Here is a 16,040-nt window from a genome sequence, read left to right on the forward strand (position 1 = left end):
TAGTCTCACGCATTATCTCAAACAAGCAACTCGCAGTTGCTGTCCTTATTACTCAGCTTTTTCGTTCACGGCTAACAAATTTTCACAATAATAGTTTGGGTCGGTTGTATCCGCAGACGGATAAACTTCAAACTCCACGCCCTCGGCATATTCATACTGCGAGCTTTTCAAGAAGATTCTGCCGTTTCTTGACATCGTATGCTTTGGAGTGTTAGATTTCCTGTTCTTTGTTTTCTTTTTGCTGCATACCCTCATCGGCTTGTGCAATCATCTGCCTGTACTGTTCTTTCACACTTTCCGGTGCAAGTATTTGTACCTTGCCATTAAAGCCAAACACCCAACCAAAAAAGGTCGGACTGGCTGATACTTCGGTCTGTACTCTGAAAGAAGTCATATCATACGCAAGGGTTGTCACATCTTCTCCAAAACGGTCAACCATTGTTTTCATCAAGCTGTTATCACACCGTAAATCCACAAGAACTTTCTCGCCTGAGAACATAAAGAAAACTTCCTTTGTGTAATTCTCAATATCAAAATCATCCGGCATAGGAATAATATCTTTATCCAATATCTCCGGCTTGGAAGCAATACGGTCTACCCTGAAATTGATAACCTTGCTTTTCTTCTCTGAATATCCGAGAACATAATAATAGTCCCCACACCAGAGAAGTTTATACGGGCTGAGCTTATACACTTCGCCCTTGTTCTTCAGAACCTTTTTCTTTAATCCGGTATAATCATAATACTGAAAAGAAATCTGTTTACCTGTATTGATGGCATCGTTTATAGCGTCAATGATATAATATATCTGCTCATTATCCGGCTTAATTCGATTGACCACATAGTTATTACGCTTCAACTTTGCCACCTGCCCCGGACTGGTCATCGTATGTATCTTCTCAATCAGCGTTTTGCTTTTCTTCTTTGTAATAAACTTCGATGACTCCACTGCATCTATCAGCAGTTTCAGTTCCGGCAATTCAAACTTACGACTGGCTACAAAGTATTTGCTCTGAGTAGAATGGATAGTAACAATATCCATTCCAAACTCCTGAAGTGCAGCAATATCTTTTGTGACCGTCGTTCTATGTGCAGATATTCCGTATTCATCATTCAATATATTGATTAGCTGCGTCGTCGAAAGCGGATGTTCCTCGTCCGTTCGTTCCTCTAATATTTTCTTTAAGTATAATATTCTCGGCTTTGTTTCCATTGTTTGCCCTTTCCAAGCTATTACTCATATAGTCCTTTGAACATTTCTCCCTGTATCACGCTGATTTGTTCAGTCGGAATTACTGTTTCATCCTGCATAATCAGTTTGCGTTCAAATTCATCAATCTTTTTCACTATGCCGGAATGCGTGAGATATGCTCCTCCGGATTTTTTATCATCAGGCACGAAATAAGTTATTGATATTTCCTGTTCTGTGCCGATATTATCTCTAATCATATTTAATTGGTCATTTAATTTCATAATGACTTCATCGCTTAACTCTAACCGTTCATCTGTTAGCCTTGCAGTCTCTTTAATGGCTGCATCGTGTCCTGTAAGTGCCGCAAAAGGTGCAAACTGTGCTGCTCTGTCGTGAAGTGACATACGAGGATGGTTCTTCGATGTCGGATTCGGCAGATTGATTATATCGTCATAGGAATGTTCATCCATCTGTTACAGCACCTCCTTTGCTCGACAAACCTGAATTTATAGTCCTCTCAAAACCAATTTGCTTTTTCTTCTCGAAATACGGGAATATCACTATCTCGATATGGATTGTAATTATGAAGATTGCAACCAAACTCTTTTAATGATTTTATTTTGTTATCCTGTGTCCATACAATTAAAGATATTCCGTCAAATTCTTCAACATTTCCATTATTCATTTTGCTTTTAAAATACCACTCCACGATTGTTTGATTGCCTTGATGAAAAAATTGCTTAATCTCCCAGACAAGAACACTTCCGCGTGTATTCCATTCGTCAAACCAGTGCTTTACCGTTTTGCGGTTTTCATATTTAGGACTCCAACTCTCAGTATATACAACATCATCTGTAAAAATATTGTCAATTCCTAAATCTGCTTTCTTAATCCACATATCAAACCATAATCGGATAATTTTTTCTCTCTCGTTCATAAAGTACCTCCATAACTTTCGATTTTTCGTTCTCAGCGACTTCCCAATAAATGGGAATTTTATAACTTATCAATCCCAATATAATATTATCATATGGTCTATCTTCTTGCGGTCAGTCAACTCTATAATATGAGGATTATTCTCTTCCTGAGCTATAATCCATACTTTATAGTTTCCACATTCATCACTATCTCCAACAAAAGAAATATTACTTGGTTCAGCAACACCACTTTTTTCAATATATCTCTCTATTTGGGAAATAGGTAAAACTGTGTCAATCCAAAGAGCATCGGCGTATGTTGATTTTTCTCCTTTACTATTTGTGATTTCATAGCCATAAGTAGATACATAAATTACACTATCTGAGTCAGCAGACTTAATCTGTGCTACAAAGTTTTGTAAAGGATTAATATCTTCTTCGTCTAAACAAAAACTATTATAATCCTTACTTTTTTTATCAAAGTAATTATCAAATCCCATCAGAACATCATCATTCAAATCAAATTTTCTTGAATTAAAAACTATTTCTAATATGCCCATATTTTATTCCTCAAATTTCAGTTTGTTTAAGCCTTATGACCGCCGATTTGCTCGTTTCGGTCTTTGGCGGTTGCACCTTCTTCAAGGTTCATTCCCTTCAACACAGCATTCTTGCCAAACTTCTTTTTGATACTCAGCATTGCTTCTTGCATACGCCTTTCCCGTTCTAATTTTTCTTCTTCCTCCGCCTGCTTCTTCCTCTGTGCTTCGTAATCGGTAAAGAGGTCGAGTTGCTGGTATTCATCTTCCTGCTTGACGGATTTTTCATCAACAAGTTTATTCGCTGTGATTGTTATTCTGCGTACAAGCAAATGCTCGTCAACTATCCTGTCATACAAGTCCATCACGGCGTTGGTAATCAATCGAGTAGAGGAAGTCTTTTTCTCAAGATTCGCTGTTCCGTGTGCGTGCTTTGGAACTTTGCGTCCATATCGGTCAATCGTAACCTCGCCTTTGTATTGATATTTTAGGTTCGGATTACTTAAATTCTCAATATCATAGCCGATTGTCAACACAAGCTGGTCAGTTACAAGTCCTTTATCCACCAAATCAAGCACCATTTGGTCGGTCATTTCTTTTACAATCAACTTTGCCTTTTCGTAATCATACGGGCAGTGAAGTACCTGTCCTGAACATACACTATTGGTTTCCGGCTTATAGGCTTTGACCTGCTCCATCGTACAAGGTTCATATCCCCAAGCATGGTCAATTAGCAATTCCGCATTGATACCGAACAGCTTGTACAACAATTCCTCGTTATACAGTTCATTCGGCTTTCCGATAGAACATCTTGCAATATCGCCCATTGTATAAAGTCCGTGTTCCTCTAACTTCTTTGCATAACCATTTCCGACTCTCCAGAAATCGGTTATCGGGCGATGACTCCACAATTTCCGGCGATATGACATTTCATCCAATTCAGCTATTCGCACACCGTCCTTGTCCGGCTCAATATGCTTTGCCACGATATCCATCGCAATTTTACACAAGTACATATTCGTGCCGATTCCGGCTGTTGCTGTGATTCCTGTTGTTTTCAAAACATCCTGTATCATCGTCATGGCAAGTTCCCTTGCAGTCATCTGATAGGTGTTCAGATAATTTGTTGCATCTATGAATACTTCATCAATCGAGTAAGGGAATATATCTTCCGGAGCAATGTATTTCAAGTAAACACTGTAAATCTTAGTGCTATACTCCAGATAGTATGCCATACGAGGTGGTGCAACGATATAATCAATCTCCAATGCTGGATTCGCATTTAATTCTGTACTGTCATCAGATGAACCAGTAAATGTACGATTTGGTGCTTTCCATCTTCGGTTGTTATTAGCTTCTTTTACCTTTTGCACGACTTCAAACAAGCGTGGTCTGCCGGGTATCCCATAACTTTTTAATGACGGAGATACCGCAAGGCAGATGGTTTTCTCTGTCCTGCTTTTATCTGCAACCACAAGATTCGTTGTCAAAGGGTCACGATTTCGCTCTTTACACTCCACAGAAGCATAGAATGATTTGAGGTCAATTGCGATATAGGTCTTTTGTTTTGCCATCATTCTATGCTCCCTTCTAAAATTCCTTCGAGTAAATTATGCTATCGTTAGTGTCAATCCTCGGTATAAAAACCATCCAATACATATGTTGTGACTGGTGTTATATACAATTCATATTTAATAACCAGTCTGATTAAATCATTTCCGTCAATCAATGTTATCGGCGTACCTTCTCTCGCAGCCTCTCTTGCCTTATTGGTAAATCGGCTATTAGTAATAAATACTCCATAATCGGCTTGATATTTGTTCATTGCCCCAAGAAATTGATTGATATCCGGCTCACTCACTGGATTTGAATTAAATCTTTTACACTGAATAACCACTCTGGTTGTTCTAAAATCATCGGCATCTACGTGATATCCATAGCCATCAATACCACCATCATTTGACACCTGAACGCCTTTGTTGGTAAACTCCACTCCCATCTTTGTAAGAAGTGCTCGTGAAAATTGTTCAAACTTTGCTGGAGACATATTTGCGATTGCACTCTGAAGTTTTACCTTGAAATCATCTAACAATTCGTCATCTGTGGATTCATTCTCCTCATCTTCAACCTCCAGTGTTTCTACTGGCTTGTTTTTCGATTTGTTCTTAGTCGAATGTTCCTCCCAATAGCTTCGTGCCTTATCCCTTACTTCTGTCTTAACATCAAAATCTGTTAAATCTACATTTGCTCCATCTTGAGTAAGTGTAATCTTTGGATTGAATTTCACATAAGATATGAGTCCGACATAACTAAGCTCTTTAATAGCAAAATTAAACTTAAAATCAAATTTTTTGTACTGATTTCCTGTTTTATTAGATGTATATAGTTTCTGTTCAAATTCAGCAATATGCTCATCTAACTCACTAATTCTGTCTCTAATTTCAGAACGCTCTAACTGTCCACCTGCTTCCTGAAGGACTTGAAGGATTGGTTTAATAAGATATGATACTTGTTCTTCTGTATTTAAATCGTCATAAAACATATTTACATTTACACCTCTCATTTACTGTGCATACTTCTTGAAATTCTCTGCCTGCTCAAGAACTTCCTTGTAAACATCATCAATGGTTACTGGCGGATAGCCGAACTCATCAAGCAGCAATATCAAATCCACTTGCAAGTTTGCCTTAATATCATCACGGGCAGACCAATCGGTATAGCGTGACTTATCATCAACAATCAGCTTTATCCTTTTGGAAAGTTCAATCATTTTATCGTCCGGATATTCAAACTCAAACTTCTTGGAAACTGCTTTCAAAATATCATAGAAAGCCTTTTCTTCATAATCTATTCCCATATTCTTGAAGGAGTTCTTTTCTGTTTTCAGTTCAGACAACAACTGTGCAAGCTGCTCCGCAACATCATCAAGGACTTCATTGGCATACGCTTCATCACGACGTCGGTTATTATACTCATCAACAACTTTCTTGAGTCTGTCTGCAAATTCCACACCCATAATTTTATTAACTTTCTTAAACTCGTCAATCGCCTGAGAAAGAAGTCTTTGAAGTATCTTGATTTTCGTATTCGGCAACTGAATAGCATTTATCTTATCCATATACTCATCGCTGAAAATATCAACCGATATATGTTTTCCGGTTTCAAACAATTCCTCAATGCCATCAGACTGAATTGCACCCTCAAGCATTTTGCGGACACGAGCGTTCATCTGCTCAATATCCGGTGCATCGCCTTTTGTCAACTTGAAAAGGATAGAACGGACAGCACAATAAAAATGGATATAATCCTTATCTTCATCGGAGAATTTCTCACTTGAACTACAAAGGTTAAATGCCTGTTTCATTCTCTTGACTGCTGCCATAAATCTTCTTTCCAGTTCTTCAGACAACTGCACATACTCAACCGCACGGTTCAGGCAGGCAAGCTGTTCGGTAGGCGAACCATTGAAGAAATCACTACTGTTAAAGTTATGGAACATCTGACCGAGAACTTCTAACTGGTCTTTTACAATCGTGATGGACTGCTCCACACCTTCAAATTCTTCACTCTCAAAATTCGTATATTTCTTGAGGGCGGTATTCATATTTTTCTTGATACCTATGTAGTCAACAATCAAACCTTTATCCTTGCCCTCGCATACACGATTTACACGGGAAATCGTCTGAATAAGGGTATGCTGCTGAATAGGCTTATCAATATAAATCGTATCAAGCTCCGGCACATCAAAACCAGTCAGCCACATATCTACAACAATGGCAATCTTAAAGTTCGATTTCGGGTTCTTGAACTGACGGTCAAATTCTTTCCTGTCCTCTTTTGTGCCAAGCATATCAAATAGGTCTTTTTCATCATCTTTATTACGAGTCATAACCAACTTGATTTTTTCCATTGGCTTCAACTCTTTTTTATCTTTCTCACTCAGAACAACACCGTCATCACAAATCTTCTTTTCTGTCCATTCCGGTCTGAGTTCCTTTACTATCTTATAGAAATCGTATGCTATATTTCGGTTGGAACATACAAACATTGCTTTGCCTGCTACGGTTGCACCTTCTGCCACACGGGTTTCATAATGCTTGATAAAATCCTCCGCAACAGCACGAAGTCTATCAGGGTCGCCAATAATAACTTCCATTTTGGCAACTGCTTTCTGACTTTCTTCTACTTGATGTTCATTTGCCCCCTCAAGTTCACACTGAGCATAATATTCTTCAATCTGTCTTACCTTATCCTGATTGAGCATAACCTTGGCTGCACGACCATCGTAAACAAGATTAACTGTAATACCGTCCTTAACAGCTTCCGTCATTGTATATGCGTCTACAACACCACCAAAGACTTCGATTGTTCCATCAACCGGAGTTCCGGTAAATCCAACATAAGTCGCATTTGGTAAAGAATCGTGCAGATACTTGGCAAAGCCATAGGTTTTCTGAACACCTGACTCTGTAATCTTAACCTTTTGGTCGAGATTGATTTGGCTTCTGTGTGCTTCATCAGAAATACAAATAACGTTCGTTCTGTCTGTAAGAAGCTGCAAATCCTCTGTAAATTTCTGAATGGTAGTCAGATAAACACCGCCACTCTCTCGTCCCTGAAGCTCCTCACGAAGTTTCTCACGGGATTCAATGCTTACAACAGTTTCATCTCCGATATATTTCTTTGAACCGACAAACTGCTTGGAAAGCTGGTCGTCAAGGTCTGTTCTGTCTGTAATAATAAGAATAGTCGGGGAGGAAAAGTATTTGCTTTTCATCAGCATACGGGTAAGGAAAAGCATTGTATAACTCTTGCCGCACCCTGTTGCTCCGAAGTATGTACCACCTTTACCATCTCCTTCAGGGCGAAGATGTGCCTTGATATTCTCATACAATTTATTTGCCGCAAAGAACTGTGGATAACGGCACACTATCTTTAAATCCTTATCTGAGTTATCCGGAAAATAAATAAAATCTTTGACAACTTCAAGCAAACGGTCTTTTCGGAAAAGTCCCTTTATCATTGTTACAAGAGAATTGATACCGTCCAGTTCTTTATCGTCTGAGTTTATCTTTCTCCACGCATAGAAGAAATCATACGGGCTGAAGAAAGAACCATATTTATTATTTGCTCCATCACTGATAACAACAAACGCATTATATTTGAAAATCTCCGGAATATCTCTACGGTAACGGATTGTAAGCTGCTTATATGCGTCCATTATGGTCGTATTCTCTTGTACCGCACTCTTAAATTCAAGAACAACAACAGGAATACCATTTACGAACACAATGCCATCAGGAATACGCAACTGATTATTTACGCCTTCAATTTCAAACTGATTAACCACTTTGAAAATATTGTTTTCAGGAGTGTCGAAATCAATAAGTTCAATATAGAGGTCTTTCTGCGTTCTATCCTCACGGTTAAGAATAAATCCATCGCAGAGCAACTTAAATACAGCTTTGTTTGCTTCATAAATTGTACCGGAAATATTACGCAGCATTAGAATGACACTATCCACCTCACTCGGTGTGATACCATCTTTCGCATAGCGATTATAGAGGTATTGCTTCAGGTCGTCCGTAAGCAGAACCTCTGTCCTTTCTCTGTGTATCTGGTCGCCACTGACATAGGTGTACCCCTCGTCTTTGAACAACTCCATTATTGACATTTCCAATGCGTGTTCATTAAAATTTGCCATTGCGTTCACTCCTTTTATCAGCATATATCTCTTTCACTATTTGCTTATGTCGCTGTTCCATTTCATAATCCTGATATTTCAGTCCCAATTTGGCAAGCATTAGAGTTCCTTCCATATCATCTATATTTCCATAACTTACTGCACGACTTACTCCAGTCAATGCCCCAAGTATTAGCCTGGTGCAATCAAGAGCAAAATCTATCAACTCCTGAATATCAGGATATGTAACCGGATTTTTATCCCATACGTTTTCTTCTGCTAAAATATGTTTCTCGTCATTATGAGCATATATTTTGTTTCTTTGAACACGAATATTCTCTTGTTTTTTGCTGAGAGAGCAAAAACGCTTTTGATACAATCCTAAAAATTCTGAAAAAGTCAGATTAACTTATATTGGTACTTTTTCAAAATCAGGTGTATCAAATAATTTTAGAATTTCTCTTTGGCTTTTCACTTCATTTTCATAGAAACATTCTTCCGTTGGTTTCAAACGATGCTGATATGGCACTTGGAAAGAATATTCTCTACCATCTTCCTTAATTGTTACTATATCTCTATATTCTGGAAATAAGTCCAAATTATCTCTGCAATACTTTAAGAGCAAACCAACTGAAACAACGTCTTTTGTTTTATCATACAATTTTGCAATTTCCATAAAACAAGCCTTTTGCAACGCCCCATACACTACTTGATAAAAGGCAGGCGAAAGATTCATTTCATTATTATACTTCTTGCTCATTTCTCTATACTGCATCATAATTGCATAATACGCATTAGCGTCAAATGCACTTTGATATAAATCCTCTGCAAGTTTGATTAACTTTTCTTTATCCATTTTTCACACTCCTTGCAGTAAATGATAATTTAGAAGAAACTGCTCAATCATTGTTTCAGGAGCAATTTGCAGCTTTTTATAATGAAAATGAACTACCAGATGGTTACAGTATTGCTACATTAGATAGTCTTTGTTCAATTAAAGGTGGGAAACGACTCCCTGCCGATGGCGAACTGCTTGATACTCCAACCGCACACCCATATATCCGTGTGCGTGATTTGGGAAGCAATCGGTATGTGTGTCTGACCAATCAATTTCAATATATTGATGAAGAAACACATTCTGCTATATCACGGTATATTGTCAATACTAACGATATTGTTATTTCTATCGTTGGAACTATTGGCTTGATAGGAAAAATACATACTTCGCTCAACAATGCAAACCTTACTGAAAACTGCGTTAAACTGGCTAATATTCATACGGTTACCCCTGATTATCTTTACTATACTCTTTGCTATAAAAAGCAAATAAAAGAGATTGAATTATTAACAGTTGGTGCAGTTCAATCTAAGTTACCGATGTATAATATACAGTCAATGAAAATCCTCGTACCCCCAGCAGAAGTTATAGAGGACTTTCAACATAAATTCGATATATTTAATGAGCAAATCGAAGCAAATACTATCGAAATTCAAAGACTTTATGAATTGCAATCTGTTTTATTGGCAAAGCTGGCATATTAAGCCGCTAAATTATCATTTATCTTCTGTTTCAAAGCTATTCTATCAGTTATTGTCTTGTAGGCTTTCACTATTTTTCTCTGTTTTTCAATATCCGGTACTGGAAGTTCCACCATACAAAGCTCATTCCAATCGAAAATCTCTCTTACGCTTCCGTGTGACTTATATCTTGCATAGCGGTCAAATTCTGGTCGGCTGAACCAAAGCATAAGATATTCAGGGTCTAATTCCTCTTTATTTTCAACTTCAAAAACTGTATAAGAGCTTGAAATGATACAATCTTCTTCATCTAAATAAGCAATAGAGATTTTCTCTCCATTTCGTGAAGTAACGGGTCCGTATGCAAACTGTCCAGTTCTAACTATCTTATAATTCGATAAATCAGTTCCTACAATATTTGCGATTGACGGAATAAATTTTTTACTTATACTTACGCCGAGCAACTTTGTTACGGATAAATCCTTATTACGCTCGTCCACAAGTCGAATGTAATTGCCTAATATCTTATATCCTTTTTCCATTCCTACCACCTTAACCAATGTATTTTCTATGAGCAATTTTCACATTGCTTTGCTTAACCATTGCATATTGCAATGTCGTATCTATTCTTCTATGCCCCAAGAGCTGCTGAAGCTGCTCTATTGGCATTCCTTTGTCTATTGCCATTGTCGCAAGTGTTCGCCTGAATTTATGAGGGTGTACCTTATTTAGTCCCAATCGTTTTCCAAGCTGTCGTAATCTCACTTCAATACCTCCGATATTCATTCGATTATACGGAGATTGTAATGAAACAAAAAGTGCTGGATTGTCGTCCTTTCGGCTGTTTAAGTAATTCTGCAAATGTATTTTTGTTCTTGCATCAAAATATACTATTCGCTCCTTATCCCCTTTACCGAAAACGACACATTCTCTTTCGTTAAAGTCTATATCCTCACGATTAAGTAACACCATTTCTCCGACACGCATACCCGTTGAAGCAAGCATATCAATCATTGCCAAGTCCCTGAGTTCTGTGCAATTATCTCTCATCAATTCAAGTGCTTCATCTGAATAGGTTTCCTTAATGTTCGTTCCGGTCTTAACCTTATGTATTCGCCTTACCGGACTTTTCAAAATATAATCCTCGTCCTCAAGCCAAGAGAAAAAACTGGAAAGTATTCGTCTTATATTATCTATTGTAACTTTACTGGATTTTTTCTTAGCTTGATACTCTGTCAAATAACAACGAATATCGTCGGTCACAATATATTTGATGCCCTTTCCAATGCCATCAAGCATTGCCTGTATCGTTGCATTATAGTATTTCAAGGTTTTCTCAGAACAGCCTTCAATACGCTTTGCCGATAAGAAAGACTCTGCTAAATTCTGTTCTGAAAGTTCCTTATCTCTTTCTGTCTTTGTTACCTCATAATCAAAAAGTGTATGTTGCAACACCTCTTGCAATCTTTCTGTCTGTGCGTTATTCAAATAAGGTAACATTCCTTGAATAACATCTGTAATTAGGTTCTGTTTCATAGTCAATTCTCCTTTTATTTTTTAAGAGAACGACTACCAGTGGCAGTCCCTTGTTTTAACTCCCGCCACTGATGGGAGTTCTATTGTAAATGATAATTTAGCGGCTTGATAAAGTAGTTAAAATGATTGCCTGAAATTCAGACAGTTTCAGTATTTCATCATTATTCAATGAAATTGCCTTCATTAGCGGCTCAACAGCATTTGTGAATTGTGTTTGCTCCTCGATAGACGGAATAGATAGTTGATAATTAAGAAGATAGTCAATTTTCATATTAGGTCTAACCGAAGTAGCACTATTCATTTGATTGATATAGTTTAAAAAATCAGAAGTTTTCATTGCCCAATAAATATACAAGGACAGTGCATTAGTATCATCAACTTTTAATCTAATCAATCCATTGTTATAAACTGCTGAAATATCTTTGGCGATATATTGTGTTATGCCAAGGGTGGCTGTTCTTGTTACAAGAATATCCCCTGCTTGTAATTTATAATTATCGTACACCGATTTCGATGCATTACAAAATGCCCATGAAGCATATTCTCGTGCATTGGTTATATCGCCAACTCTTGCACATTTAATTCCAGTGTCGTAATCTACGATAGGTACCTTTTGAATTGCATCACCACCTGTATTTGCTGAAGCAATAACATCACCCAGTTTCCTTTGCTCCAATTTCTTGCTGCGGTGGGATACAAAGTCAGAAAATAAAGTGAGAGCCTGAGTTGCTAAATTATCATTTATCTTCTGTTTAGTTTCTATTCTTTCGTTCAAAACCTTATAAGCATTTACAACAAGCTGTTGAAAATCCATTGGTGGAATTTCAAATGGGACTGCACACATATCCTCCCAGTTAAAGAATTCCGTGGCACTGCCAGTTGACTTATATCGAGCATATCTATCAAATTCGTCCCTACAAAAGAACATGTACAAATAATCTGGCAGCAATTTATCAAGATATTCCTGCTTAACTCTAAATGCGACATAATCATTCGTAAAAATATACTCTCTATCGGTATTATTGTATGCCATACCGATTTTTTCTCCATTGCGAGTTGTACGTCTATTAAATACAAACTCCTGCGGTCTTAAAACAATGAATTTCTCATAAGTACGTCCAATTAAGTTTGCCCTTGTTTGCATCATCTGCTTTGTATTAGAACAACCTCGAACATCTTCAATACCATATTTCAAATCAGAGTTTGTTCTGGATACCATTTCAATATATTGTCCTAACTGATTATAATTCGATTTCATATCCCAACTCCTTAAATACAGCAAGCAAATCTGATTTGGATTTTTCCTCTTGAACAAGAAGTTCTTTGAGTTCTCCCTGCAACGACTTCATTTTTGTATCAAAGTCGATGTTCTCATCACGATTGACAAACTCAATATATCTGCTCGGTACAAGAGTAAATCCTTTTTCCTTTACTTCATCAAAAGAAGCAGAATAACAAAACTCTGGTACATTCTCATAAGTTTCCTCATAGCCTTCCTGCTGCCAGTTATGATATACACTTGTAACTTTAGCTCTATCTTCCTCTGTCAATTCAATGTACTTCTTCTCATAAGGACTGCCCATCTGTCGTAAATCCATAAAGAGTATTTCATCTTCTCGGTCACGATAGCGTTTGAGCTTTCCGTTCTGTTCCACAACACGAGCCTTTTTATTCTTATTGAGTACCCAAAGGGTAACGCTGATGTCAGTGGTATAGAAAAGGTTTCTCGGAAGAATAATAATCGCTTCTACCAAGTGATTTTCTATAAGCTGCTGTCTGATTTTCAACTCTGTACCATCATCAGATAATGCACCATTGGCAAGCAGGAAACCTGCCACACCGTTTTGAGAGAGTTTGGAAACAATATTCAGTATCCAACCATAGTTTGCATTACTTGTCGGCGGAACTTCATAGCCGTTCCAACGAGGGTCATCTACAAGCTCATTTTCGGCTCTCCACTGCTTCTGATTGAAAGGCGGGTTTGCCATAATGAAATCTGCTTTAAGGTCTTTGTGCTGGTCATTGGTAAATGTATTGGCTGCCATTTCTCCAAGATTTGCAGAAATACCACGGATAGCTAAGTTCATTTTTGCCAGTTTGAAAGTGGTATTTGTGTATTCCTGACCGTAAATAGACACTTTCTTTTTATTACCGCTGTGTGCTTCTACGAACTTGATGGACTGCACAAACATACCGCCCGAACCGCAACAAGGGTCATAAAGTATTCCATCGTAAGGCTCAAGCATTTCGGCAATCAGGTTTACAATACACTTTGGTGTGTAGAACTCTCCTTTACCTTTTCCTTCTGCAAGAGCGAACTTACTAAGAAAATACTCATATACACGACCTATAATGTCGTTCTCTTTATCATCAGTGTTGATACGATTGATTTCATCAAGCAAAGAAGCCAACTTTGCAGTATCAATATGTAAGCGGGAGTAATAGTTATCCGGCAAAGCACCTTTCAGTGCCGGGTTGTTCTTTTCAATCGTATAAAGTGCTGTATCTATCTTCAGGGCAATATCGTCCTGCTTTGCATTTTCAATAATGTACTTCCAACGGCTTTCTTCAGGAAGATAGAATACATTTTCCTGAGTATAAAACGGCTTCATATCCGCATACTTTTCGCCGTGTGTAGCAATAATTTTATTACGGCATTCCTCAAACTTGTCACTAGCAAATTTAAGGAAGAATAAACTCAGAACAACGTGCTTATACTCCGCAGGCTCAACAGAACCTCTCAGTTTATCAGCACTTTTCCAAAGTGCTTCTTCCATTGATATTTCTTTCTTTGGTTTAGCAGCCCTTGCCATCTATAATTACCTCCGTGTTTTAATCTTCATCTAAAATAACTTCGCATATATCTCCGATGTCACAGTGAAATACCTGACATATCCTCATCAATACTTCAAGAGATACTGGCTCATTCTTATTTATCTTCGTTGCAGCGTATGATGTGATTTCGGCTGCACGCATTAAATCCTGTCTTTTCATTTGATTGTCAATCATAAGTTTTTGAAGTTTGTTATAGCATATCTTCATCAGTAACACCTCTTCATCTTATAATTCATCTTTGTTACAGTTAGTCATTTAACAGTATATATTAAATTTTCAGGCATTTCAAGATTTCAGACAGAAATGTAACCTTTCAGGCATTAAGGTGTCACTTTTTACAAACACCTAATACGACTCTTTTAAAGAATACTAAAAAAGAGATGCCGAAGCACCTCAATTGTACATTCTATTATTAACATTCAATGCAATCATTGCTATGACCTTTTCTATCGGCGGCTCTTTTCCGTCCGGTGCAACTGCTTTCCAAAAAGCTATTGCTTCCGGTTCAGCACTTTTCATTGCTTCCCGAATGGCAAACTGCATTTCCTCTTTTACTGCTTTTTCGGTTGTTCCATTTTCTTTTGCTATTTGTCTGAAAATGTCGTTCACTTCTACTTCCTCCTATGTCTATTAGTATGTGTCTATCACTGACAGTTGTTGTTATAGCATATTTGCTCTGTCGAAGTCCCGAAAAATTTGTCGATAGCTGAAATTTTTTATACTGAAAAAAAGAAAGCTCGTCGATTAGGACGAACTTCTGTGTTTTATGGAAGTATTTGCTTTGATTGCTTCACAAGTGTATCTATAACTTCATAGATTCTGTTTCTATCTTCAGGAGCAAGTTTTTCAAGCTTCTCATTCAGCATTGAGTTCTTGACTGTATATCCCGTTTCGAGGACATCAGTAAGAACCATATCCGATGATACACCTAAAGCATTTACTATCTTTATGAAAGTTTCGAGTGACGGAATTTTCTCTCCACGCTCAACCATCCCAATATAATTTGTTGTCAAATCTGTCTTCTCAGCCAAATCTTCTTGGCGTAATTTCCTCGCAAGTCGGAACTTCCTTATATTCTTGCCGATTGTATCGAGCTTCATCGCATCACCTCCCTTAGTGTGTTTCCATAACTGATAGTATAGGTTAAGTAGATTTCAAATCACACGCACCCAAAGGAAGTCAAACCAACTATTAGTGATGATTCCCAACTATTTTTATGTTATACTATAAAAGTAGTAATTCACGATTGTTAATGGCGAAAGACAAATCACAACCCAAGAGCCAAGTTAAACAATCTCCATAGAATAAACTTAGGGGTAAAAAGGAATGGACGAACAAAAGATAATATTCAGTAATCGGTTTGAAAAAGAGAAATTTGAGGATTACAAAACAGATTTGGGAACTGACAGCTCAGTCACTCCCGACTTTACGGAAGCTGATGATTTTTTAAAATTTATACAGAAGAACCGCAGAAGTGTTCCAAGTAAAGAGCGAATTGCTGACAAGGATAAATTTATCAAAACCGTTTACGAACTATCCAATAGCTTTGAAATTGACGCTGACCTGATAAAATTTGCCGAGGGATATATCGCCAACATCTATGTAGATTATGCCTGCTACACTGGATATATCAAGAAGCTGTTAGCAATTCTTTTTATCCTTGCCGATGATATTTCCTTTTTAGACGGCAGTAAAGAAAATGCCGATATGCTTTTCAGCTTCACTTATCACACACACCATATTTTCCTGAATAACAGAGAAACAACTGATTTCTCATAATGTACCCGATGGCTACTCAACTGAGCAGCCATCTTTTCAAT

19 protein-coding genes are annotated in these 16,040 nt (G+C 37.5%); 2 read left to right on the forward strand and 17 right to left on the reverse strand.

Translation table 11 applies throughout. From position 1 onward, the window contains the following. Positions 1-48: 48 nt before the first annotated feature. From LJE08_RS01370 to LJE08_RS15220, 10 genes are all read right to left on the reverse strand, one after another. Positions 49-195 (reverse strand): hypothetical protein, encoded by a 147-nt coding sequence (locus tag LJE08_RS01370; protein ID WP_162938962.1) that lies wholly within the window; start codon positions 193-195, stop codon positions 49-51. 16 nt (positions 196-211) lie between these two features. Continuing rightward, complete coding sequence (locus LJE08_RS01375; protein WP_044681693.1) at positions 212-1,213, reverse strand: YafY family protein; 1,002 nt, start codon at positions 1,211-1,213, stop codon at positions 212-214. A 20-nt stretch (positions 1,214-1,233) separates the two neighbouring features. Beyond that, positions 1,234-1,662 (reverse strand): hypothetical protein, encoded by a 429-nt coding sequence (locus tag LJE08_RS01380; RefSeq protein WP_008118560.1) that lies wholly within the window; start codon positions 1,660-1,662, stop codon positions 1,234-1,236. A gap of 47 nt (positions 1,663-1,709) precedes the next feature. After that, positions 1,710-2,129 (reverse strand): nuclear transport factor 2 family protein, encoded by a 420-nt coding sequence (locus LJE08_RS01385; protein WP_003864537.1) that lies wholly within the window; start codon positions 2,127-2,129, stop codon positions 1,710-1,712. A 69-nt stretch (positions 2,130-2,198) separates the two neighbouring features. Continuing rightward, positions 2,199-2,669 carry a hypothetical protein gene (locus LJE08_RS01390; RefSeq protein ID WP_015530037.1) on the reverse strand — a complete coding sequence of 157 codons (471 nt, stop codon included), beginning with the start codon at positions 2,667-2,669 and terminating at the stop codon, positions 2,199-2,201. A gap of 26 nt (positions 2,670-2,695) precedes the next feature. Continuing rightward, positions 2,696-4,225 (reverse strand): DNA methylase, encoded by a 1,530-nt coding sequence (locus tag LJE08_RS01395; RefSeq protein ID WP_202980065.1) that lies wholly within the window; start codon positions 4,223-4,225, stop codon positions 2,696-2,698. A 50-nt stretch (positions 4,226-4,275) separates the two neighbouring features. Further along, positions 4,276-5,190, reverse strand: a complete 915-nt coding sequence (locus tag LJE08_RS01400; protein WP_227064771.1) for an Mrr restriction system protein — start codon at positions 5,188-5,190, stop codon at positions 4,276-4,278. 21 nt (positions 5,191-5,211) lie between these two features. Continuing rightward, positions 5,212-8,352, reverse strand: coding sequence for a type I restriction endonuclease subunit R (locus LJE08_RS01405; RefSeq protein WP_227402224.1), 3,141 nt, complete (start codon positions 8,350-8,352; stop codon positions 5,212-5,214). Further along, positions 8,339-8,734 (reverse strand): hypothetical protein, encoded by a 396-nt coding sequence (locus tag LJE08_RS15215; protein ID WP_368735799.1) that lies wholly within the window; start codon positions 8,732-8,734, stop codon positions 8,339-8,341. Before LJE08_RS15215 ends, LJE08_RS01405 begins: the two co-directional genes overlap by 14 nt. A 6-nt stretch (positions 8,735-8,740) precedes the next feature. Continuing rightward, the gene (locus LJE08_RS15220) at positions 8,741-9,187 is read right to left on the reverse strand and encodes a hypothetical protein (protein WP_368735798.1); all 447 of its coding nucleotides are present in this window, start codon (positions 9,185-9,187) and stop codon (positions 8,741-8,743) included. A 50-nt stretch (positions 9,188-9,237) separates the two neighbouring features. Here LJE08_RS15220 and LJE08_RS01415 point away from each other — a divergent pair, with 50 nt between their 5' ends. Further along, a complete protein-coding gene (locus LJE08_RS01415) occupies positions 9,238-9,873 on the forward strand; it encodes a restriction endonuclease subunit S (RefSeq protein WP_066559564.1) in 636 nt (211 codons plus the stop codon). Here LJE08_RS01415 and LJE08_RS01420 read toward each other — a convergent pair. From LJE08_RS01420 to LJE08_RS01450, 7 genes are all read right to left on the reverse strand, one after another. Beyond that, a complete protein-coding gene (locus LJE08_RS01420) occupies positions 9,870-10,391 on the reverse strand; it encodes a restriction endonuclease subunit S (RefSeq protein WP_227402225.1) in 522 nt (173 codons plus the stop codon). The genes LJE08_RS01415 and LJE08_RS01420 overlap by 4 nt on opposite strands. Positions 10,392-10,401: 10 nt before the next feature. Further along, positions 10,402-11,385 (reverse strand): site-specific tyrosine recombinase/integron integrase, encoded by a 984-nt coding sequence (xerA, locus tag LJE08_RS01425; protein ID WP_227402226.1) that lies wholly within the window; start codon positions 11,383-11,385, stop codon positions 10,402-10,404. Between the two features lie 97 nt (positions 11,386-11,482). Next, on the reverse strand, positions 11,483-12,643 hold the full coding sequence (locus LJE08_RS01430; RefSeq protein WP_227402227.1) for a restriction endonuclease subunit S: 1,161 nt from the start codon (positions 12,641-12,643) through the stop codon (positions 11,483-11,485). Then, complete coding sequence (locus LJE08_RS01435; protein WP_066517880.1) at positions 12,627-14,198, reverse strand: class I SAM-dependent DNA methyltransferase; 1,572 nt, start codon at positions 14,196-14,198, stop codon at positions 12,627-12,629. Before LJE08_RS01435 ends, LJE08_RS01430 begins: the two co-directional genes overlap by 17 nt. Before the next feature lie 19 nt (positions 14,199-14,217). Next, positions 14,218-14,427, reverse strand: a complete 210-nt coding sequence (locus LJE08_RS01440; protein WP_002587820.1) for a helix-turn-helix transcriptional regulator — start codon at positions 14,425-14,427, stop codon at positions 14,218-14,220. Between the two features lie 186 nt (positions 14,428-14,613). Further along, positions 14,614-14,829, reverse strand: a complete 216-nt coding sequence (locus LJE08_RS01445; RefSeq protein ID WP_002594687.1) for a hypothetical protein — start codon at positions 14,827-14,829, stop codon at positions 14,614-14,616. Between the two features lie 155 nt (positions 14,830-14,984). Continuing rightward, on the reverse strand, positions 14,985-15,320 hold the full coding sequence (locus tag LJE08_RS01450) for a helix-turn-helix domain-containing protein (RefSeq protein ID WP_002594686.1): 336 nt from the start codon (positions 15,318-15,320) through the stop codon (positions 14,985-14,987). Positions 15,321-15,546: 226 nt separating this feature from the next. Here LJE08_RS01450 and LJE08_RS01455 point away from each other — a divergent pair, with 226 nt between their 5' ends. After that, positions 15,547-15,999: a hypothetical protein gene (locus LJE08_RS01455; protein WP_161209638.1), complete on the forward strand. Its 453-nt coding sequence runs from the start codon at positions 15,547-15,549 to the stop codon at positions 15,997-15,999. Positions 16,000-16,040 lie beyond the last annotated feature (41 nt).

Origin of the sequence: Holdemanella sp. DFI.5.55, assembly GCF_020593575.1 — a bacterium.
GTDB classification, from domain to species: domain Bacteria; phylum Bacillota_I; class Bacilli_A; order Erysipelotrichales; family Erysipelotrichaceae; genus Holdemanella; species Holdemanella hominis.